Here is a 20,449-nt window from a genome sequence, read left to right as displayed (position 1 = left end):
AAGCAACAGAGTTTTCCGTGGCTTAAAGGACGCCCGACGCATATTTGCGTCAGTTCAGCGCTAACGCTTTTTGTCGCACGCTTTAACGCCTCCAGAATTCGGGATTCAAAAGCGCAATAATCGCAAGCATTTCCAGCCGCCCAAGCACCATCGTCGCCGCCAAAATCAGCTTTTCGGGATCCCCGAGCTGCGCATAGCTCAAAGGCACATCCCCCACCACATTGACCAGAGGTCCGGTGGTGGTCAGCGCGGAAATAGTAAAGACCGCTGCTGCCTCAAAATGCAGGCCGAAGAGCGACAGGATCATCATCACGGCGGCAATGGTGAAGGCGAAGACCATGAAATAGACCCATGCCACATAGGCCCCTTCGCGCCGGATACGCCGCGCATTGGCCCCCGCACCGCCGACCGAATGGGGCGAGATCAGCTTTTCGATCTCGCGTTCGCCGTGGCGCACAAGAGCATAGAGCCGGATCAGCTTCACGCCGCCTGCCGTCGTTGCCACGCCACCGCCGAAGATCGTCAGCCCCATCAAAAGCACACCGGGGGCCTGTAGCCCTGACCAGAGCCGCGCCTCTTCCCAGCCCATGCTCTCGAACCCCGCGGTGGTCAGGAAGGACAGAACCATAAACGTGCTGCCCCAGAGCGATGAAAGCGCGCGGGTGAAGGTCCAGTCGCCGGCGACTTCCAGAACGCCCACCCAGTGCCGCAGGAACAGCAGGATCGGGATCACGACAATCAGCGAAAGGCCGATCTTCATTTCCGGATCACGCCACAGCGGTGGCGCATCCAGTCGCGGCTGGTCGGCGGTGAAGGTTTTGCGCGACAAGGCAAGGAACAGAAAGGCAAAGACCAGAAGCTCCCCCACAAATCCGGTCCCCGCATTGGTCAACCCGCCCACGGGAGAAATACCGGAGGTCGCCATGACCGACATGGCATGGCACAGCGCCACATAGGCCGGAGAGCCGACCATTGCGAGCGCAAACCACAGCGCCAGTGTCAGACCGAAATAGACCGGAAAGAGCTTGGCCGTGAACCGTGCCATCCGTTCAGGCGCGGCTGCAACGCGGGCAATCTGGGAGGCGCGGATCTCGCTTTGGCCCGCCTGACGCGAGGAAATCACCTCAAACCCGCCAAGGTTCATCGGGGCCAGCACCGCCACCGCCGTGATCCACGCAAAGAACCCGCCCATCCAGCCGACAATCGCCGTCCACAGATGCACAGGTTTTGACAGCCGCGCCGGATCGTCAAACAGCGTTGCCCCCGTGGTGGTCAGCGCGGAGACCATCTCGAAATAGGCGTTGAAGAAGGTGGTGTCGCGCGTAGCCTCGGAAAAGGGCACGGCGAGGATCAGCGGCAAGGCCGTATAGGCCCCCAAAAGGGTCAAAAGCTGGTTTCGCCCCTCCCGATCACGATCAAAGCGGCTGTCGCGGTCTTCGGTCGCTTCGGGGCGGAAACGTGCGATGGCGATGAACCCCGCCAGCGAGGTGAACAGCGTTGCCGCGTAGAAAAACGCCCGCGCATCATTCCAGTCGCGCAGCACCAAGGCATAGAGCGCGGGGATCAGCATCGTGCCCCCGCTCACCAGCATCAGCTGGACAAAGAATGGCATGCGCGAGAAGCGGTTCATCAGAAATAATCGATCGACACTTGCAACAGGCGCTCGACCTCTGGAACGTCATCGGCCAGCGAGAAGATGGTGACCACGTCGCCCTCGTCAATGCGCGTGTCCCCGTTCGGTTTGACGTAGCGCCCACCCTTCATGATCGCGCCGACAAGCACGCCCTCGGGGAAGTCGATGTCACGGATGCTTTTGCCGGAAATCGGCGAGGTTGAGAGCACCTGCGCCTCGATCACCTCGGCCTCGCCATCGCCCACAGAATAGACATTGCGCACACGGCCATGACGGATGTGGCGCAGGATGGAGGAGACGGTAGTGGCGCGCGGGTTGATATAGGCGTCGATGTCGAGCGCATTAAGGATCGGCACGAGCGTCGGATCGTTCACGAGACAGATCGCCATTTTCGCGCCGCGCTGTTTGGCACGCACAGCGGCGAGCATATTGACCTTGTCATCATCGGTGACGCAAAGCACCGCATCCGCCCGCGTGATCCCCGCCTCGGCCAGAAGCTCCTGATCAAGCGCATCGCCATTGAGCACAATGGTCCGTTCCAGCGCATCGGCGGCTTTCTCGGCCACCTTGCGGTTCTTTTCGATCACCTTGGCACGCACCCGCTCCGTGCGGGTCTCCAGCGCCTGTGCAACTGCAAGCCCGACATTGCCGCCGCCCAGAATCACGACGCGATCCTGTTTCGCATTGGTCTTGCCGAAAATCTCCAGCGTGCGGGTGATGTCATCGGAATGGGCAAAAACGTAGATCTCGTCGCGGGCAAACAATTGGTCGCCAGCTTCGGGAGCAAAAAGCCGTCCATCGCGCCGTACGCCCACGACAATCGCACGCAGCGTCGAAAACAGATCGGACAATTGCCGCAAGGAGGTGTTGAGCACGGGGCAATCTTCTTCGAGAAGAATCCCCATGAGCTGCACCCTGCCGTCCAGAAACGCCTGCGTGTCAAAGGCCGCAGGGGCCGCAAGACGCCGCAGCGCCGCCTCGGCCACTTCCTTTTCCGGTGAGATCACCACATCAATCGGCAGGTGGTCGCGGCGGTAGAGGTCGGAATAGATCGCTGTGAGATAGCTTTGCGACCGCAGACGCGCGATCTTGCGGCGCACGTTGAATACGGAATGCGCCACCTGACAGGTGACCATGTTCACCTCGTCGGAATAGGTCGCGGCGATAATCATATCCGCATCGCGCGCGCCCGCCTTGTCCAGCACATCGGGATAGGAGGCGAAGCCCTCGATCCCTTGCACGTCCAAAGTGTCGGTCGCACGCCGGACGAGCGCGGGGTTGTTGTCCACGACCGTCACGTCATTCTTTTCAGAGGAGAGTTGTTTGGCGATCTGCCAGCCGACCTGGCCCGCGCCGCAAATGATGACTTTCATCCCATCACCTTCATTGCTTCGCACCAGCCTTCGCACTTAACGGCGGAGGCGTCAACGCGGCTCTCGCGCCGACCGCCTGCCGGAGAGCGGCGGATCACTCCGCCTCACCGGCCACATAGGCCACGCGCCCGCCCTGTTTGTTGCCTGTAACCACGCCCAGAGATTTCAACTTGCGGTGCAGCGCGGAGCGCTCCATCCCCACGAAGGTCGCCGTGCGCGAGATATTGCCGCCAAAGCGGTTGATCTGCGTCAGAAGATATTCGCGCTCGAACATTTCGCGGGCCTCGCGCAGCGGCAGCGTGGCAATCGCAGGAGACAGCACTGCACGCCCCTCGTCGCTGTCCACCCCGTCTTCTGCGGGCAGTTCGGAGACCTCGATCTCCCCCGTGCTGTCGCCAAGGATCAACACCCGTTCGATCACGTTCTTGAGCTGGCGCACATTGCCGGGCCAGTTCATCGTCTGCAACATCGCAGCCGCATCCCCCGACAGAGGGCGCAGAGGCAGCCCCTGTTCGCGGTTCAACTTCTCGATGAAATACTGCGCCAGTTCGGGAATGTCCTCGCGGCGTTTCTCCAGCGCAGGCACTTCAATCGGCACAACGTTCAGCCGGTGATACAGTTCCTCACGGAAAGTCCCCGCGGCAATCTCCGCCACAAGGTCGCGCGAGGTGGAGGAAATCACCCGCAGATCAACCGACACGGTGGTCGAGCCACCCACGCGGTTGAACCGTTGGTCCACCAGAACCCGCAGGATTTTCGACTGGGTGCCCGGCGGCATATCCGCCACCTCGTCGAAATAGATCACCCCGCCATTGGCCTCTTCCAAAAGCCCTTTCTCGATCCCGCGCTCGGACCCTTCGCGCCCGAACAGCACCTCTTCCATCCGGTCCGGTTCGATCGTGGCCGAGGACACGGTGATAAACGGGCCGTCCTTGCGGTCGGACCCGGCATGGATAAACCGCGCGGCCATTTCCTTGCCCACACCGGCAGGACCGGTCAGCATCACCCGACCGTTGGACTTGGTCACTTTCTCCAGATTGATCTTGAGCTGTTTGAACGCGGTGGACAGGCCGATCATCTCCACCTCGCCCGAGCCGGAGCGTTTGAGCGTGGCGTTCTCGCGGCGCAGACGCGAGGTTTCCATCGCCCGCCCGATCACCACCATAAGCTGGTCGATGTTGAAGGGCTTCTCGATGAAATCATAAGCCCCCTGCTTGATGGCCGCCACGGCGATCTCGATATTCCCGTGACCGGAAATAATGATGATCGGCACTTCGGGATGCTCGCGCTTGACATGTTTGAGAATGTCGATCCCGTCCATCTCGCTGTCCTTGAGCCAGATGTCGAGGATCATCAACGCCGGCACAGCCGAGTCGATTTCCTTCAGACATTCGTCGGAATTTGCCGCCAGACGGGTGTCGAACCCCTCGTCTTGCAGGATATCCCCGATCAACTCGCGTATATCGCGTTCATCATCGACGATCAGAATATCAGACATGGTTTACTCCCGACTTCATCATTACACTGCAAGCACTTGCTTTTCATTGATATTTACCTCTTCGATCAAGGCTATGCGAATGGTCGCACAGGCGCCGATCCGTCCGGACGGATCAATCGGCTCCCCATCGGTGAGCGTCAGCGTCCCACCGTGTTCCTCGATAATTTTCTTCACAATCGGCAGACCCAGCCCCGTGCCTTTTTCGCGTGTGGTCACATAGGGCTCGAACAGGCGCGAGCGGTCCTCCGGCAGGCCGATCCCGTTGTCTGTAATCCCGATCACCGCCTCGTTGCCCATACGCGACATGGTCACACGCACGCTCGGCTCATAGCCCTCCGGCAGGCCGGTCTCCATGAGCGACTCGATGGCCTCTCCGGCGTTCTTGATCAGATTGGTAAAGGCCTGCCCCATCATCGTGGCATCGACCTCCGCCCATGCGGTGTCCAGTTCGATCTGCGTGCGGATTTTCACATCCGGCAAGGCGTTCTGCTGCAACAGTACCGCGCCCTTCACCAGTTCCACCAGATCATGCTCGCGCCGCTCGGGGCTTGGCATACGGGCGAATTTCGAGAACTCGTCCACGATCCGCCGCAGATCACCGGTCTGGCGCACGATCACGGACGTGTATTGCTCCAGATCCTCCCGCGCCTCCTCATCCAGCCCGCGCCCGAATTTGCGCAGGATGCGCTCGGCGGACAGCTGGATCGGGGTCAGCGGGTTCTTGATCTCATGGGCAATCCGGCGCGCCACATCGCCCCATGCGGCCAGACGTTGCGCACTCACCAGATCGGTCACATCGTCGAAGACGACCACATAACCCTCCAGCGCGCCATTCACATCCCGCCGCGTCGCGATCCGCACCAACAGGCTTTCCTGCGCACCGGAACGGATGAGCCGCAACTCTTCCTGCACCACTTCACGGCGCTGCTTGCGCAACAGGTCGAACAGCGGGGAGAACTCCGGCACAACAACGCCCAGCGGTTCGCCCGTCACATCACGCTCGCCAAGGCTCAAAAGTGCCTGCGCCGAACGGTTGGACAGGGTCACGCGGCCCTCAGGGTCCAGCCCCATCACCCCTGCCGTCACAGAGGACAAAACGGAATCAAACAGGCGACGCCGCATTTCGATCTGGGCGTTGCGCTCCATCAATTCGTCATGTTGCAGCTTCACCTGTCCGGTCATCTGGTTAAAAACCCGCCCCAGCGTGGCAATCTCGTCCTGACCTTCTTCTTCGGGCACCCGCACCGACAGATCGCCCTCACCCACCTTCTGCGCCGCTCCTGCCAGCCGCCCGATGGGCCGCGCCAGACGTTCCGCAAACCACAGGCCAAGCCATGTCGCCGCCAGAATGAGGATGAGCGCAAAGCCGATATAGAGCAGGCCGAATTCGAACAGGAGCCGTCCGCGGTCACTCTCCAACTGGTTGTAAAGCGCGATACTGTCCTGCGTCTCGTCCAGAAGGTTGAGAATTTTGCCATCCACATCACGGGTGACATACAGATAGCGGTCGGCAAACCCCGCCAAACGCTGCAAAGCGCGGGATTCGTTGCGGTCCCAGTCGTCGATCAGAACCAGTTCCCCGCTCTCGGCACGGGCCAGCTCCGCCTCGGAGGGCTTTTCATAATCAAACAGGTAAGAGCGCTCGCCGCGTGCCTTGATCTCGCCCGCACGGTTGATGACATAGGCCTCGCGCAAGCCGCGCTGGATCAGCCCCTGCCCTTGGTTGAGCACCTGCCGGAGCGCCCCGTCAGGCAGGACTGTCACCTGTCGGCGACGGTCAATGATGAAACTGGCCAGCGCACGTGTATCTTCCGACAGCCCGTCATGGTGTTCGTCCTCATAGGCTTTCGCCGCCTCCAGAGAAGACCCCACCACATTGCGCACACGGTCGGAGAACCAGCCCTCAAGCCCGAAATTCACCGTCACCACGGCAAAGATCGCCACCATCACGGTCGGGATTAACGCCAGCATCACAAAGGCGCCGGAAAGGCGCAGGTGCAGGCGCGAGCCTTCGGAATGGGCACGCCGCGCGGCAATCACCCGCGCGATCCGCTGGGCAACGAGACCGGCAACCAGAAGCACATAGACCACATCGGCCAGAAGCACCGAACGCAACATGCGCGATTCGGGACCGTGATCGAGCAAGCCGAAAACGAGGAAGGTGAGCACAGCCAGAAGCGGCCCGAGAATGAACACGGCCAAGGTCGCAGCATTCTGCAAGCGACGCTGCCGCCGCAGACGCATGAGCCGGTTCCAGCTCTGCCTGCCAATCCGTTGTGCCAAGGCTTTTTCTGCCACGAAGGGCCTCGTCTCAGTTTCGATCACACACCAGCCCATGCGCGGGCTCGTGAACCGGGACGCAGGGGCATCCGTTGCAAAGAGGTCGCAAGCGCGTGTTTTCCACGTCACTGCGCCCAAATCACCACGGATGTGGCTTTTTTACATCAATTTGCGACGGCGTGTCACCTGAATATCGAGGTCATTGATCTTTTTACGCAAGGTATTGCGGTTGATCCCCAGCAAATCGGCACATTTTGCCTGATTTCCGCCGACCGCATCCAGCGCGATTTCAATCAGAGGTTGCTCAACCTCCTTCAAAATCCGCTGATACAGACCCGGCGGCGGCAGAACGCCCCCATGCAGATCGAAATACCGGCGCAGGTGCTTGGCCACGGAGGAGGAAAGCTTCTCGCCTTCCGACCCGCCTTGCAGCGGCTCCATAGCGGGCTGGTTGCCCAAGACGATTTCCACCTCGGCGCGGGTGATTTCCTCTTCGGGTGAGGTCACGATCAGGCGGCGGATGGTGTTTTCCAGTTGGCGCACATTGCCCGGCCAACTGTAAGCCCGCACAAGCTCCATCGCCTCGTTGGAAAAGCGGCGCGCGGACAGGCCGTCGCGCTCGGCTTTTGACAGGAAGAACTCCGCCAGAAGCGGGATGTCATCGACGCGTTCGCGCAGGGACGGCACAGAGATCGTCACCCCGCCCAGACGGTAGAACAGATCCTGACGGAAAGCCCCGCTCTCCATCTTCGCCGCCAGATTGGCCTGCGAACTGGCCATGATGCGCGGGCCGTTGTCGGTGAAACTGTCGAGCATCCGCACGATCCGCGCTTGGGCATCTTCATCAAGATCGCCCACCTCGTCGAACAGGATGGAGCCGTTCTTGGCCTTGGAAATCACCGCAGCCGGTCCCTCCATCGTCGCCAGATCGGAGGCCGAGACCACCACGAACGGCAGATTGCGCCGGTCGGAAAAGTCATGGATCGCCCGCGCGATCAGTGATTTACCCGTGCCGCTCTCGCCTGTGATCAGCACCGGAAGATCGGTGTTCATCACACGCGCGACCAGACGGTAGAGCGTCTGCATGGCGGGCGTGCGCCCCACCAGCGGCAGGTCTTCTTTCGGACCTTCCGAGGGGGCCTTGGCATTGGACGGCGCCGGATTGGCGCGGCGCTTGACCTCCAAAGCCTTGGCTGCGCGTTTCATCAGATCGGGCAGATCGAAAGGTTTCGGCAGATAGTCGAACGCCTCGGCTTCGGCGGCCTGAATGGCGGTCATGATGGTGTTTTGCGCCGAGATCACGATCACCGGCAGACCGGGACGCAGTTCCGCGATTTTTGGCAAAGCCTCCAACCCGTTCCCGTCGGGCATCATCACATCGGAAATGACCAGATCGCCCTTCCCCTCTTCGACCCAACGCATCAGCGTGACCAGAGACGAGGTCGCATGCACCTTACATCCGGCGCGGGTGAGCGCCTGTGTCAAAACGGTGCGGATCGTGCGGTCGTCATCAGCGACGAGGATCGTGCCATCCATGTCTTTCTCTCCTTGTCAGTTGCGCGCCGGATCGGGGAAAATCCCGAACCTGTCACGCATCCCCTTTTCTTCGGGGTTCTTTACAGTTTTATAACGCATCAGCCCTCGTCCGCCGCCACAACGTCCCGAGGTGCGACCGGAAGCGACAGTCGGAACACGGTTTTACCCGGCGTCGAGTCGACCGAAATCCAGCCCTCGTGATCCGAAATGATCTTGGACACCAGCGCCAGCCCCAATCCGGTGCCGTTCTCGCGTCCCGAAACGAAAGGTTCGAACACATCCGAGGCGATCTCTGCCGGAAGGCCGGGACCATCGTCGACAATCTCCACCTGCAACGGCAGCGCCGCACCTGTTCCGTCCTTGCGCCGCAGACGCAGCGACAGGTCGTAGAAAGTGCGCAGACGGATCACCCCGCCCTCTTTGCCCGCCGCTTCGGAGGCATTCTTGATCAGGTTCAGAAACACCTGCAAAATCTGGTCGCCATCGACAAAGGTCGGCGGCAGCGAGGGGTCGAATTCCTCAATGAATTTCATATTCGCGCCGTAAGACAGTTCGGCGGATTTGCGGGCACGGTCCAGGAGGTCGTGAATGTTGATCGCCCGTTTCGCGGGCGGACGCAGATTGCCGAATTGCTCGACCTGCTCCAGCAACGCCACGATCCTGCGGCTTTCGGCCACGATCAGATCGGTCAGTTCCAAGTCTTCCGGCGACAGGTTCATCGACAAAAGCTGTGCCGCGCCTGTGATCCCCGCCAGCGGGTTCTTGATCTCGTGGGCGAGCATTTCCGCCATGCCGATGGCCGAGCGCGCCGAGGTCTTCACCTGATGCGACCGTCCGAGCCGGTCGGCAATCTGGCGCGGCTCCATCATCAGGATGAGCCAGTCCTCCATGCCTTGCAGCGGTGCGATCTGGATATTGCATTGCACAGGGGCCGCATTACCGCCGGAAACATCGACATTGTTGATGAACATGGGCGAGCTGTCCCGCCGCACCCGCCCGAAGGCCTCTTCCAGCGGCGCATCAATGGCCAGCCGGTCAAACACGGGCGCACCGGCAAGGGAGCGCGCGGAGGCGTTGAGAAACAGCTCGGCGGAGGAGTTCACCTCATTGATCAGATTCTCCGCGTCCACCATGATCGCGGGCATCGGCAAGGAGGGCCAAAGCATATCAAAACGCGAATCCGTCATCTCCGTCATGCGGCATATCCCTCTGTATCCGTGTAATTTCCCGACATGGCATCCGGCAGCAGGGACAGCACCTTTTGCGGTGTTTTCTCTGTCAGAACCCGACGGCGCAGCTCTGCGGGTGTGCCGATTTCATCCATGTACCATCCGAGGTGCTTGCGCATCACGCGCCCGCCAAGATCGGTGCCGTAAAAGCCCAGCCCCGCCTCGTAATGCCCGCCAACCATATCGGCGAAAGCGCTCCCTTCGGGACGGTCGGGTTTGGGCTGGCCGGTCAGGTTCGCCGCCACTTCCGCCAAAATCCACGGCCGACCCTGCGCACCGCGTCCGATCATCACCCCGTCCGCACCGGACTGCGCCAGTGCCAGACGCGCCACATCCGCAGAGATGATGTCGCCATTGGCAATCACGGGGATCGTCACGCTGTCCTTCACCGCACGGATCGCGGCCCAATCGGCGCTGCCCTTGTAGAACTGGCAACGGGTGCGGCCATGAATGGTGATCATCCGGATGCCTGCCGCTTCGGCCCGTCGGGCCAGCTCCGGCGCGTTCAAAAGCGCATCATCCCAGCCCAGCCGCGTTTTCAGTGTCACCGGCACAGAGACCGCGCCCACCACCGCCTCGATCAGCGTCAGGGCATGGTCCAGATCGCGCATCAGCGCCGAGCCGGAATAGCCGGAGACCACCTTTTTCGCGGGGCAACCCATGTTAATGTCGATGATCTGTGCGCCGTTGTCCTCGGCCATTTTCGCGGCAAGCGCCATCGGCTCCGCCTCGCGTCCGGCCAGTTGCACGGCGGTGTTCTCCACCCCGAATCCCAGTTCCGCCTTCTCCCGCGATCCGGGGCGGGCGTTGAGCATGTCATGGGAGGCGACCATCTCGGATACAACCAGACCGGCCCCGAAAGAGGCCACAAGATTACGAAAGGGTAAATCCGTGATCCCTGCCATAGGGGCCAGAAACACGGGGGGGTCCAGTGCGAGTTTCGCCAAACGAACGGGCAAGCGATTAATCCTTGAGCATTTCGAATAGAGGTAGCCCTCATGGCGACGAGTCGCAAAGGGCAGAGCCATCTTCTCGTTCAAAAAAGCGGCGAAACCTACCTGTTGCATAATATTTCATCACTTGAACGGTGAAAAACAGCGCATTGCAAGCCTGCGCGCCACCGATTATCCCAAGTGACATGACACAGATTGCAGCCGTCATCGTCGCCGCAGGTCGCGGCACCCGCGCAGGCGGGCCTGTGCCGAAGCAATGGCACCCGCTCGGAGCACGCGCTTCGGGCGCGCACCTGCGTGTGATCGACCATGCGATTGCCGCGTTTCGCCCGCATGTGGCGCGGATCGTTGTGGTGCATCACCCTGATGACCTCGAACTGGCGCAAACGCTGGACGATGTGACGCTTGTCTCCGGCGGGCTGACGCGGGCGGCTTCGGTCCGTGCAGGGCTTGAGACGCTCGACGGGCACGGGATCGACAGGGTTCTGATCCATGACGCGGCGCGTGCACTGGTGCCCGCCTCTGTGATCCGCGCCGTTCAGGACGCGCTCATCAGCCACAAGGCCGCCGCCCCCGCCCTGCCCGTCACAGATGCGCTCTGGCGTGGTGGTCCGGCGCAAGACGACAGCACAGACGCCACCCCTTCCACCGCCTATGTCCACGGCACACAGGACCGCAGCGGCCTCTATCGCGCCCAGACGCCACAGGGCTTTGCCTTTGATGCGATACTGGCCGCGCACCGTGGCTTTGACGGGGACGCGGCGGATGATGTCGAAGTGGCCCGCGTCGCAGGTCTCAAGGTCTGCATCACCAAAGGGTCCGAAGAGAATTTCAAAATCACCCACCCCGAGGATTTCGCCCGCGCAGAGACGCTTTTGCGGCTCCGGCAGGCAGAGGCGACAGCGCCTCAAGGACAGGAGAACACATTGATGGATATACGCTTGGGCAACGGCTACGATGTGCACCGTTTCGGCACCGGCGACCATGTCTGGCTCTGCGGTGTCAAAATCCCCCACGGGCGCAGCCTTCAGGGCCATTCGGACGCCGATGTGGGGATGCACGCCCTGACCGATGCGATTTACGGCGCTCTGGCGCGGGGCGACATCGGCCAGCACTTCCCCCCCTCCGATCCGCAATGGAAAGGCGCCGAGAGCCATATCTTTTTGCGCCATGCCATCGGACTGGCCCGCGAGATGGGCTACGAGCTGATGAATTGCGATGTGACTCTGGTCTGCGAACAGCCCAAAGTGGGACCACATGCCACCTCGATGCGCGCGGCACTGGCGGAGATCATGGGCGTTGATGTAGAGAAAGTGTCGGTCAAGGCCACCACCTCCGAACGTCTGGGCTTTACAGGCCGCGAAGAGGGCATCGCCGCGCTGGCCACGGCGGCCCTGATCCGTCCATAAGGAGAGAAGAGATGAATCCCTTTGCCGAAATTATCGCGACGATGGCGCGGATCGGATATATGAAACCCGGACCGGGGACATGGGGCTCTGCCGCCGCCGTGCCTCTGTTCTGGATCCTGCATGAAACGCTCGGGGTCGCCGGTGTGCTCGTCGGCACGGTTGTGGCCTTTATCGCAGGGCTTTGGGCCACCGGTGAAATGACCCGCGGCTCCGACAATCACGACCCGTCCGAAATCATCATCGACGAACTGGTCGGCATGTGGATCGCACTTATTCCGGTCTCCATCGGCTCTGCTATGGCAGGGGCTCCCTCCACCGCCTTGTGGCCCGCATGGCCCACCGCCTTTCTCGCCTTCCGCCTCTTCGACATCTGGAAACCCGGCCCTGTCGGCTGGGCCGACCGGCGCGGAGATGCTCTGGGCGTGATGCTCGACGACGTGATCGCAGGTGTCTTTGCCGCGCTCGTCGTGGTGGTCATGGCGGGGCTGTATCACGGGGTGATCCGGTGAGCACCGCCATCCCCTATGAGCTGGCCGAAGCCACCCTTGCCGCCGCACGCGCCAAGGGCGTCCTGATCGCCACCGCCGAAAGCTGCACCGGCGGTATGATCATCGGCAGCCTGACCGAAGTGGCCGGCTCCTCCGATGTGGTCGATCGCGGCTTCATCACCTATTCCAACGCCGCCAAGCACGAGATGCTGGGCGTCTCAACCGCCACGCTTGCGGAATTCGGCGCGGTCTCCGAACAGGTGGCCCGCGAAATGGCCGAGGGCGCACTGGCCCGCTCTGCGGCGGGCGTGGCCGTGTCCGTCACAGGCATCGCAGGTCCGGGAGGATCGGAGCACAAGCCCGAGGGCCGCGTCTGTTTCGGGTTGGCGCTGACAGGACGGGAGAGCGCGGTAAAAACCTGTGACTTCGGTGCCTTGGGCCGCGACAAGGTGCGCAGCGTCACCATCGCAACCGCGCTGGAGATGATACAAAATGCAGTTACCGGTCTGTAAACCGGACACACCATAGGCCGCCAAGAGAGCAGGCCGCACAAACTGGGGGGAGAGCCATGTTTGATTTGATCGTTGTGATCGTCGCCGGACTACTGGGCGGCGCGCTCAATGCCGTGGCAGGCGGCGGGACGTTTCTGACCCTGCCCGCCTTGATCTTTGTTGGCGTGCCTGCGGTCTCCGCCAATGCCACCGCCACACTGAGCGCCCTGCCCGGCTATCTGGGCAGCGTCTGGGCCTATCGCCATGACCTGCACACCACGCAGAACATGCCCGCAGGCCGGATGATCGCCCTCTCGGCTCTGGGCGGTGTGCTGGGGGCGCTGTTGCTTCTGGTGACGCCCAACGACACCTTCCTGATCGCTGTTCCGGCCCTCATGGCGCTGGCCACGCTGCTCTTTGCAGGCGGGCCGCGCCTGATCAAACGCCTGTTCTCCCGCGCCATGCTCGGCCCGATGGGCGCCGCACTCGCACTGCTTCTGGTCTCGATCTATGGCGGCTATTTCAACGGCGGGCTAGGGATCATGCTGCTGGCGGTTCTGGGGTTGATCGGGTTCACCGACCTGCACGCCATGAACGGGTTGAAAAACGCGCTCTCCGTGCTACTGTCTCTGGTTTCCGCCGTAACCTATATCGTCGCGGGCGTCATCGACTGGCGCTTTGCCGCCGTGCTGGCCCTCGCCATGATCGCGGGAGGGCTTTTCGGCGCGCACTTCGCCCGCCGGATCAAAAACACCGAACGGCTCAAACTATTCATCGTCGCCGTGGGCGTGGTGATGACGGTGATTTTCGTGATCCGCTTGTTGTGAGGGATCACGCCCTCACCCGTAAAGCTCCTGCGCGCGGCGCTCGAACGCGCGCACGATGCGTTGCATGGCGTCGTTGAACACCATGCCGATCACACCTTGAAGGATCGCATTCTTGAATTCGAAATCGACAAAGAACTCGATGTCACAGCCCCCATCCTCGGCAGGCGTGAATTTCCACCAGCTTTTCATATAGCGAAACGGCCCGTCGAGATATTCCGTGTCGATGCGCCGCTCTTCGGGATAGAGCTTGACCCTTGAGCCGAATTTCTCGCGGAAGACCTTAAACGAGATCACCAGATCGGCGAGCATCAACTCGTGATCGCCCATATACGTGCGCGAGCGAATCCGTGCCGCGGCATTCCACGGCAGGAATTTCGGATAATTCTCTACATCCGCCACCAGCGCGTACATTTGATCGGCACTGAACGGGAGGTGTTTTGTTTCCTGATGCGTCGGCATGATCTCTGGTCTGTCTTTGCTTGGGCTGATACATCTACGGCAAGGACGGAAAATGCAAGGGTGCAAAGAGGGGACAGCATGACGCAGAGACCTTATCATATCGATGTCATGATCTCGGCCAAGACGATTGCCGCCCGGATCGAAGACCTCGCCAAAGACATCCGTCACGCCTACAAGGACACAGACAAACTCGTGGTTGTCGGCCTCTTGCGCGGCTCTTTCGTCTTTATCGCCGATCTGGTGCGCGAACTGGACATGAATGTGGAGGTCGATTTTCTGGAGGCCTCCTCCTACGGCAATTCCACCGAATCCTCGCGCGAGGTGAAAATCCTCAAGGACCTGCGCGGCCCCATCGAAGGGCGCGATGTTCTGGTGGTCGAGGATATCGTGGATACGGGCCACACGCTGTCCGCCGTGATGAAGCTTCTGAAATCGCGCAACCCGCGCAAGATCGAGACCATCGCACTTCTCGACAAACCGGTGCGCCGCGAGGTCGATCTCAAGGCGACATGGACCGGCTTTGAAATCCCCGATGCCTTTGTCGTGGGCTACGGCATCGACTTTGCACAGGCCAACCGCAACCTGCCCTTCATCGGCTCCGTGGTTTTTGACGACGAAGACGAGACAGGAAAGGGTGCGGCGTGAACCAGTTACGCTGGCTGCTGCGCGCCAAACGTTGGGCGCAAAACCCGCCTTCGGCCAAGCGGGTGAAATTCGTTTTTGCCATCATCGCCGCCTGCATTGCCCTGGTCGTGGTGGAAAAGACCATCGGCCTGCCCGACTGGATGCAGGTGGAGCGTCAGACGAAAATCCGCATCCAGCACTGACGCCCCCGCGCCGCTTACGACAGCACACCGCCCAAGAGCATCGCCTCCTCGGCCTCCAGCGCCAGAGCGATCCGTGCGCGGGCCTGTCTGAGCCTCGGCGCATCGGCCAGATCGACATGCGAGGCCACATAGATCGGCACAGGCGGCACATCGAGCACCGGTGTGACCTTCACCAGATTGTCAGAGGCATTGCCCAGAAATTTCGGCAGCATCACCCGCCCCATCCCCTCTTCGGCCAAGGCTCGCAGGGTGAGAAAACTGTCCGAGGCCGCCATAAAACGCACATGCCGCCGCTCAAGCTCCTCGCGCAGTTTCTGCCCTGGATGCGACCGACCGATTGGCCCCGACAGACCGAGCCAGCACTCCTCCGGCACATCCGCGCCGCGTGCATAGAAATCAAACCCCATCTGTGCGGCTATATCGCCGTGGAGATCATCGGGCAGCTTGTAGGTCGGGCGCACGGTCACATCGGCATGAAGCCGCGAGGCATCCATCAGCCCGTTGGCCGACAATAGCTCGAAGGACAGCCCCTCTTCCTGCGCGGTGAGCCGAGACAGAATGGCGGGCAGGACCGAATGGCAAAAGGTATGCGTCGAGGTCACGCGGATGATCCCCGCCAAGGGGGCCTCGCCCGCCTGCGCCATGCGCTCCACCGCACCAACGGCGGCCTCCACCTCGCGGGCGGCTTCGATCAGGCGCAGCTTTTCAGGGGAAATCTCGTAGCCACGCACGGACTTGTCGAACAGTTCCACGTCCAGATGTTTCTCAATGGCCGCGACACGGCGCAGCACTGTGGCATGGTTCACACCCAACTCGCGCGCGGCCCCTGACACGGACCCGGAACGCGCAACGGCCAGCACAAATCGGTAGTCGTCCCAATTCGGTTTCTGCAGCATTTGACCCCCTTCAATTGCTATATTCCAAATATAACATGAGGGTCGTGCCCCGACTTTGAGGGAGATCACATGGCCGCGTATTTTTGCACAGTTTGCCCCAAAGGGCGAAACGCCGCTCCGGCTCAGCCCAAAGGCGCGGTCTGGAACAGCGTAACCTTCAGCCCGCCATGAGCCACCGGAGCCGCCACAGGCAACCACGGCAACCCCGTGGCCTGCGCCAACTGCCGGTCAGAGGTGATCATGCCCACACGCCAGCCGGAAAACCGCGTCTTCATCACCTCACCGAATGAGCCATAAAGCGCGAAAAGATCACGCTTTTTCCCGATCCGCGCCCCATAGGGCGGGTTGACGATCACCAGACCCGCAGGCCCCTCGGGGCGCTCAAGGGCCGAAATCGGCGTGGGCGTGAAATGGCACAGATCCGCGACACCGGCCCGCGCGGCATTGTCGCCCGCCATGCCGATCACATTCACATTGCGGTCCGATCCGTAGAACTGCAACTGCGTGTCCCGTAACCGGCCCAGCGCCTTGATTTTTTGCACAGCATCCGCATTGAAGCCCACGAGATGTTCAAAGGCAAAGCTGCGCCCGCGACCGGGCATCAGCCCACGCGCCATTTCGGCGGCCTCGATCACAAATGTGCCGGAACCGCACATCGGGTCCAGCACCGGTTCGGTGCCCTCATAGCCACAGGCACGCAGGAAAGACGCCGCCATGGTCTCGCGCATCGGGGCCTTGCCCACACCCGCCTTGAACCCGCGCTTGTGCAGCGCCTCGCCGGAGGTGTCGACGGAGAGGATCACCATGTCATCCTCGATCCGAACCTTGAGCACCACAGGCGCATCCGCTGCGACAGGGGCGCCGAGTTCTTCGGTGATGGCACGCTCGATCCGCTCTTGGGCTGCGCCCGCGTGGTAGATCTTGTTGCGCTTGCCCGTGGCCACTTCGACCCGAAACGGCACATCAGGGCGCAGCACCTCGCCCCACGGAAACTTCCGCGAGCGTTTGTCGAGCTGCGCCAGATGCAGCGCACGGAAATTGCCGATACGGGCCAGAACCCGTGCGGCACCGCGCAAACAGATATTGGCACGCCACACGTCTTCCCATGTGCCCTCAAAGGTCACACCTCCGCCCACAGCCTGCGGCGCGGGAAAGCCCGCCTCCACAGCCTCGGCCAAAAGGTAGGGCTCAAGCCCCGGCTGGGTGCCAAGGAAAATCTCGAAGGTTTTCAAATCTTATGCCTGACCGAGTTTCTTCAACCGGTTCTCGCGCAGACGGGCAAAGTCATCGCCCGCATGATAGGAGGACCGTGTCAGCGGCGTGGCAGACACCATCAGAAAACCCTTGTTGATCGCGGCTTTCTCATAGCTTTTGAACTGCTCCGGCGTCACGAATTCCGCAACTGCGTGGTGTTTCGGAGTCGGCTGCAAATACTGCCCGATGGTCATGAAATCGATGTCGGCGGCGCGCATGTCGTCCATGACCTGCAAAACCTCCGCGCGTTTCTCGCCCAGACCCACCATGATGCCGGATTTGGTGAACATGGTCGGATCCAGTTCCTTGACCCGCTGCAAAAGCCGCAGGGAGTGGAAATAGCGCGCACCGGGGCGCACCTCGTGATAGAGCGCGGGCACGGTTTCAAGGTTGTGGTTGAACACATCCGGCTTGGCCTCGACCACGGTTTCCAGCGCAGAGGGCGCACATTTCAGGAAATCCGGTGTCAGAATCTCGATTGTGGTCTCGGGGCTGCGCTTGCGCACGGCCCGAATGGTCATGGCGAAATGCTCCGCCCCGCCATCTTCGAGATCATCACGGTCCACCGAAGTGATCACAACGTGTTTGAGACCCAGCTTTTTCACCGCATCGGCCACACGGCCCGGTTCGAACACATCAAGCGTATCCGGCCGCCCTGTGGCCACGTTGCAGAAGGTGCAGCCACGGGTGCAGATCTCGCCCATAATCATCATGGTGGCATGGCCCTGAGACCAGCACTCACCCGCATTGGGGCAGCCTGCCTCTTCGCAGACAGTGGTCAGATTATGCTCACGCATGATCTTGTGCGTGTCCATATATCCTTTGGAGGTCGGGGCTTTCACCCTGATCCAGTCAGGCTTTTTCGGCTGGGCGTTGTCGGGACGATGCGCCTTTTCCGGATGACGCTGGTCGGGGATCTTGAGATCACGCATGGCGGGGCCTTCTGTTAAATCTGGGTTAGGATATAGGCAACCTGCCCGCGAATGTCTCGAAAAATCCGCAAAATTCGCCCTACCCCCCAGTTTCTCTGCAACTGCATTGATGCTCCGTTTAGAATCGCTCTAGAAGATGCGCGGACAGAACAAAGCCCCCGTCCATTCGGGGTGCGAAATCTAAGGAGCAATATGATGAAAGCCGGTTTCAAACTGCCTGAAGTGACCTTCCACACCCGCGTGCGCGATGAAAGCATCGGCGGCGACAACCCGTTCAAATGGGAAGACAAAACCACCTCCGACTATTTCGCGGGCAAACGCGTTGTGCTCTTCTCCCTGCCGGGGGCTTTCACGCCCACATGCTCCACCTACCAGCTTCCGGGCTTTGAAAAAGGCTTTCCGGAGTTCAAGGAACAAGGCATCGACGCGATCTACTGCATGTCCGTGAACGACAGCTTTGTGATGAACAAATGGGCGCAGAATCAAGAGCTTGAGAATGTTCAGGTGATCCCGGACGGCTCCGGCGAATTCACCCGCCGCATGGGTATGCTGGTGCGCAAGGACAACCTCGGCTTCGGTCTGCGCTCCTGGCGCTATGCCGCTGTCATCAAGGACGGCGTGATCGAAGCATGGTTCGAAGAGCCGGGCCTGAGCGACAACCACCCCGAAGATCCCTACGGTGTGTCCTCGCCGGAAAACGTGATGAAGTGGCTCAAAGGCGAAGAGGCCGAAGCCGTCGCGTAAACCGCGCCTCCATCCGAGACAGTGAAAGGCCCGCGGGACATCCTGCGGGCCTTTTGCATGTGCAGCATTTCAGAATTTCGGAATACCGCCGCATACCGGCACTACGCAGGACGCATAGCTGCGCCGACCGTCACAGCCCCCTCACGCCCGTGCGCGCGCCGCGACCATCAGTTCTTCGCCCGCCTCGGTGAGCAGCACAGCGAGTTCGCTGAACCACGTCTTCACCTCCGTCGACTGGCGGCGCACCAAGGCCACCGTGCGTTCCGGCTGCGGCTCGGGGAATCGCAACACCGCCATATCGGGGCTGGCGGCCATCTCCGAGCACAGCGCAATTTCCGGCAGGAAGGTCAGTCCGAATCCCTGCGCCACCAAACCGCACAGCGTGGCCAGCGACGAAGCCCCCAGATCCACCGTCTGCCTAGTCCGCTTCAGCCCGCAGACATCCAGCGCCTGATCGGCAAGGCAATGGCCCTCGTCCAACAACAACAGCGCGTCCGGCGACAGGTCCGTCGGGCGCGGTGCGCTTTGGGCGGTCAGCGCCTCGATCCGCGATTGCGATCCGGCCAAAAGGAAATGATCGGTGAACAGCGGCTGCGCCATCAGCCCGCCGGTGTCATGGGGCAAGGCAATCACCGCCGCGTCCAGCTTGCCGTTTTGCACCGAGGACACAAGCTCCGCCGTCTGCGCCTCGCGCACCCGCATGTCGAGATCAAGCGCTGCGGATTTGATCCGCGTCAGCGCACGCGGCAGAAGATAGGGCGCGATGGTCGGAATCACCCCCAGCGTGAGCCGCCCCGTCAGCCCTTTGGACAGCCGGATTTCCGCCTCCAGATTGCGGGTCATGGCGAGAATCTCGTGGCAGCGTTCCAACACCACCTGCCCCGCCCGCGTCAGCCGGATGTCACGGGGCAGACGTTCCACAAGACGCGTGCCAAGCGTGGCTTCCATCTCCTTGATCTGCTGGGACAGGGCCGGTTGCGTCACATGCACGACCTCGGCTGCCGCCGAAAAACTGCGCTGCTCGGCCAAGGCCACAAAATAGGTCATCTGTCTGAGTGTGAGCATCGGCGGGCCTCCTGTTCGATCATGTTATCTAATCAGAAAGCCCACCTCCGACAACTTCATATAATGACGCAGTCAACCGATGAGGGTCGAATACCCCGCCCTGTCATAATGGGTCTTGAGCCTCTGCAAGGCGATCCGCAGCACGATCTTGCCCGAACGCGCCGACCAGCCAAGCCGCTTTTCCGCCTGTTCCATCCCGTCGAGATAACAGCAACAACGCAAAACCACATCGCCAAGCCCCGGCCCGAGTTGAGCTACTCCCCATTTGTTGGACAGGATCTGGCGTAAATTAAGCTACTCTCTGCTCCTGCTGATCGGGTTGTGTTCTGTCATTTCTCAGCCAATAGACCACGGCTGGCGGCCTGCCGCCAAGGGCTGAGTGTGGGCGTTGGTTGTTGTAAAAGGTCATCCATTTCCGGATGCCTGCCTTCGCTTCTGATCCGGTCTCCCAAGCATGCAGGTAGACACACTCGTATTTCAGGGTTCGCCAGAGCCTCTCAATGAAGATATTGTCCAGGTAGCGGCCCTTCCCATCCATTGAGATACGCACGCCGG

20 protein-coding genes and 1 pseudogene are annotated in these 20,449 nt (G+C 61.2%); 7 read left to right on the top strand and 14 right to left on the bottom strand.

Features of this window, described 5'->3' with window-relative positions:
• Window positions 1-82: 82 nt before the first annotated feature.
• From BM152_RS03265 to dusB, 7 genes are all read right to left on the bottom strand, one after another.
• Entirely contained in the window at window positions 83-1,630 is a 1,548-nt protein-coding gene (locus BM152_RS03265; RefSeq protein ID WP_066603842.1) for a TrkH family potassium uptake protein, read from the bottom strand.
• Window positions 1,630-3,006 (bottom strand): Trk system potassium transporter TrkA, encoded by a 1,377-nt coding sequence (trkA, locus tag BM152_RS03260; RefSeq protein ID WP_066603840.1) that lies wholly within the window; start codon window positions 3,004-3,006, stop codon window positions 1,630-1,632. Before trkA ends, BM152_RS03265 begins: the two co-directional genes overlap by 1 nt.
• Before the next feature lie 94 nt (window positions 3,007-3,100).
• Window positions 3,101-4,504, bottom strand: coding sequence for a nitrogen assimilation response regulator NtrX (gene ntrX, locus BM152_RS03255; protein ID WP_066603837.1), 1,404 nt, complete (start codon window positions 4,502-4,504; stop codon window positions 3,101-3,103).
• Between the two features lie 21 nt (window positions 4,505-4,525).
• A complete protein-coding gene (locus BM152_RS03250; protein WP_066603955.1) occupies window positions 4,526-6,748 on the bottom strand; it encodes a sensor histidine kinase NtrY-like in 2,223 nt (740 codons plus the stop codon).
• A 195-nt stretch (window positions 6,749-6,943) separates the two neighbouring features.
• Window positions 6,944-8,320 carry a response regulator gene (locus BM152_RS03245; protein WP_066603834.1) on the bottom strand — a complete coding sequence of 459 codons (1,377 nt, stop codon included), beginning with the start codon at window positions 8,318-8,320 and terminating at the stop codon, window positions 6,944-6,946.
• Window positions 8,321-8,418: 98 nt separating this feature from the next.
• The gene (locus BM152_RS03240; RefSeq protein WP_066603952.1) at window positions 8,419-9,507 is read right to left on the bottom strand and encodes a two-component system sensor histidine kinase NtrB; all 1,089 of its coding nucleotides are present in this window, start codon (window positions 9,505-9,507) and stop codon (window positions 8,419-8,421) included.
• A 5-nt stretch (window positions 9,508-9,512) separates the two neighbouring features.
• Entirely contained in the window at window positions 9,513-10,508 is a 996-nt protein-coding gene (gene dusB / locus BM152_RS03235; protein ID WP_269446557.1) for a tRNA dihydrouridine synthase DusB, read from the bottom strand.
• Between the two features lie 179 nt (window positions 10,509-10,687).
• Here dusB and BM152_RS03230 point away from each other — a divergent pair, with 179 nt between their 5' ends.
• From BM152_RS03230 to BM152_RS03215, 4 genes are read left to right on the top strand one after another with little or no spacing between them, the layout of a single operon-like run.
• Window positions 10,688-11,911, top strand: a complete 1,224-nt coding sequence (locus tag BM152_RS03230) for a bifunctional 2-C-methyl-D-erythritol 4-phosphate cytidylyltransferase/2-C-methyl-D-erythritol 2,4-cyclodiphosphate synthase (RefSeq protein ID WP_066603832.1) — start codon at window positions 10,688-10,690, stop codon at window positions 11,909-11,911.
• Between the two features lie 11 nt (window positions 11,912-11,922).
• Entirely contained in the window at window positions 11,923-12,420 is a 498-nt protein-coding gene (locus tag BM152_RS03225) for a phosphatidylglycerophosphatase A family protein (protein ID WP_066603828.1), read from the top strand.
• The gene (locus BM152_RS03220) at window positions 12,417-12,911 is read left to right on the top strand and encodes a CinA family protein (protein WP_231730525.1); all 495 of its coding nucleotides are present in this window, start codon (window positions 12,417-12,419) and stop codon (window positions 12,909-12,911) included. Before BM152_RS03225 ends, BM152_RS03220 begins: the two co-directional genes overlap by 4 nt.
• 56 nt (window positions 12,912-12,967) lie before the next feature.
• Window positions 12,968-13,717: a sulfite exporter TauE/SafE family protein gene (locus BM152_RS03215; RefSeq protein WP_066603825.1), complete on the top strand. Its 750-nt coding sequence runs from the start codon at window positions 12,968-12,970 to the stop codon at window positions 13,715-13,717.
• Between the two features lie 12 nt (window positions 13,718-13,729).
• Here the strand turns inward: BM152_RS03215 and BM152_RS03210 are convergent, their stop codons facing one another.
• Window positions 13,730-14,176, bottom strand: a complete 447-nt coding sequence (locus BM152_RS03210) for a type II toxin-antitoxin system RatA family toxin (protein WP_066603823.1) — start codon at window positions 14,174-14,176, stop codon at window positions 13,730-13,732.
• Window positions 14,177-14,254: 78 nt separating this feature from the next.
• Between BM152_RS03210 and hpt the strand changes: the two genes are divergently transcribed.
• Window positions 14,255-14,821, top strand: coding sequence for a hypoxanthine phosphoribosyltransferase (hpt, locus tag BM152_RS03205; protein WP_066603820.1), 567 nt, complete (start codon window positions 14,255-14,257; stop codon window positions 14,819-14,821).
• Window positions 14,818-15,003 carry a hypothetical protein gene (locus BM152_RS03200; protein ID WP_066603817.1) on the top strand — a complete coding sequence of 62 codons (186 nt, stop codon included), beginning with the start codon at window positions 14,818-14,820 and terminating at the stop codon, window positions 15,001-15,003. Before hpt ends, BM152_RS03200 begins: the two co-directional genes overlap by 4 nt.
• A 14-nt stretch (window positions 15,004-15,017) precedes the next feature.
• Here the strand turns inward: BM152_RS03200 and BM152_RS03195 are convergent, their stop codons facing one another.
• From BM152_RS03195 to lipA, 3 genes are all read right to left on the bottom strand, one after another.
• Window positions 15,018-15,899, bottom strand: coding sequence for a LysR family transcriptional regulator (locus BM152_RS03195; RefSeq protein ID WP_066603813.1), 882 nt, complete (start codon window positions 15,897-15,899; stop codon window positions 15,018-15,020).
• 122 nt (window positions 15,900-16,021) lie between these two features.
• Complete coding sequence (locus BM152_RS03190) at window positions 16,022-17,131, bottom strand: THUMP domain-containing class I SAM-dependent RNA methyltransferase (RefSeq protein ID WP_066603809.1); 1,110 nt, start codon at window positions 17,129-17,131, stop codon at window positions 16,022-16,024.
• Window positions 17,132-17,134: 3 nt separating this feature from the next.
• On the bottom strand, window positions 17,135-18,085 hold the full coding sequence (gene lipA / locus BM152_RS03185; RefSeq protein ID WP_066603806.1) for a lipoyl synthase: 951 nt from the start codon (window positions 18,083-18,085) through the stop codon (window positions 17,135-17,137).
• A gap of 195 nt (window positions 18,086-18,280) precedes the next feature.
• Between lipA and BM152_RS03180 the strand changes: the two genes are divergently transcribed.
• Complete coding sequence (locus BM152_RS03180; RefSeq protein ID WP_066603804.1) at window positions 18,281-18,829, top strand: peroxiredoxin; 549 nt, start codon at window positions 18,281-18,283, stop codon at window positions 18,827-18,829.
• A gap of 141 nt (window positions 18,830-18,970) precedes the next feature.
• On the opposite strand, the gene BM152_RS03175 is transcribed toward BM152_RS03180, so the two are convergent.
• The 3 genes and pseudogenes from BM152_RS03175 to BM152_RS03165 all read right to left on the bottom strand — a co-directional run.
• A complete protein-coding gene (locus tag BM152_RS03175) occupies window positions 18,971-19,894 on the bottom strand; it encodes a hydrogen peroxide-inducible genes activator (RefSeq protein ID WP_066603802.1) in 924 nt (307 codons plus the stop codon).
• Window positions 19,895-19,966: 72 nt separating this feature from the next.
• A pseudogene (locus BM152_RS03170) lies at window positions 19,967-20,152 on the bottom strand (DUF6456 domain-containing protein); the annotation flags it as partial.
• 31 nt (window positions 20,153-20,183) lie between these two features.
• Window positions 20,184-20,449, bottom strand: a 266-nt coding sequence (locus BM152_RS03165) for an integrase core domain-containing protein (protein ID WP_139222465.1), incomplete at its 5' end; no start/stop codon positions are given.

This window comes from Celeribacter halophilus (assembly GCF_900114135.1).
GTDB classification, from domain to species: Bacteria; Pseudomonadota; Alphaproteobacteria; order Rhodobacterales; family Rhodobacteraceae; genus Celeribacter; species Celeribacter halophilus.
Note: the sequence above shows the minus strand (reverse complement) of the source record. Positions and strands in the feature narration are given on the sequence as shown.

Coding starts and splice junctions, on each gene's coding strand:
- BM152_RS03215 (WP_066603825.1), top strand. CDS start 12,968: ATGTTTGATTTGATCGTTGTGATCGTCGCCGGACTACTGGGCGGCGCG.
- hpt (WP_066603820.1), top strand. CDS start 14,255: ATGACGCAGAGACCTTATCATATCGATGTCATGATCTCGGCCAAGACG.
- lipA (WP_066603806.1), bottom strand. CDS start 18,085: ATGCGTGATCTCAAGATCCCCGACCAGCGTCATCCGGAAAAGGCGCAT.
- BM152_RS03230 (WP_066603832.1), top strand. CDS start 10,688: ATGACACAGATTGCAGCCGTCATCGTCGCCGCAGGTCGCGGCACCCGC.
- BM152_RS03210 (WP_066603823.1), bottom strand. CDS start 14,176: ATGCCGACGCATCAGGAAACAAAACACCTCCCGTTCAGTGCCGATCAA.
- BM152_RS03180 (WP_066603804.1), top strand. CDS start 18,281: ATGAAAGCCGGTTTCAAACTGCCTGAAGTGACCTTCCACACCCGCGTG.
- BM152_RS03175 (WP_066603802.1), bottom strand. CDS start 19,894: ATGCTCACACTCAGACAGATGACCTATTTTGTGGCCTTGGCCGAGCAG.
- BM152_RS03240 (WP_066603952.1), bottom strand. CDS start 9,507: ATGACGGATTCGCGTTTTGATATGCTTTGGCCCTCCTTGCCGATGCCC.
- BM152_RS03250 (WP_066603955.1), bottom strand. CDS start 6,748: ATGCGTCTGCGGCGGCAGCGTCGCTTGCAGAATGCTGCGACCTTGGCC.
- BM152_RS03195 (WP_066603813.1), bottom strand. CDS start 15,899: ATGCTGCAGAAACCGAATTGGGACGACTACCGATTTGTGCTGGCCGTT.
- BM152_RS03225 (WP_066603828.1), top strand. CDS start 11,923: ATGAATCCCTTTGCCGAAATTATCGCGACGATGGCGCGGATCGGATAT.
- ntrX (WP_066603837.1), bottom strand. CDS start 4,504: ATGTCTGATATTCTGATCGTCGATGATGAACGCGATATACGCGAGTTG.
- BM152_RS03245 (WP_066603834.1), bottom strand. CDS start 8,320: ATGGATGGCACGATCCTCGTCGCTGATGACGACCGCACGATCCGCACC.
- BM152_RS03265 (WP_066603842.1), bottom strand. CDS start 1,630: ATGAACCGCTTCTCGCGCATGCCATTCTTTGTCCAGCTGATGCTGGTG.
- trkA (WP_066603840.1), bottom strand. CDS start 3,006: ATGAAAGTCATCATTTGCGGCGCGGGCCAGGTCGGCTGGCAGATCGCC.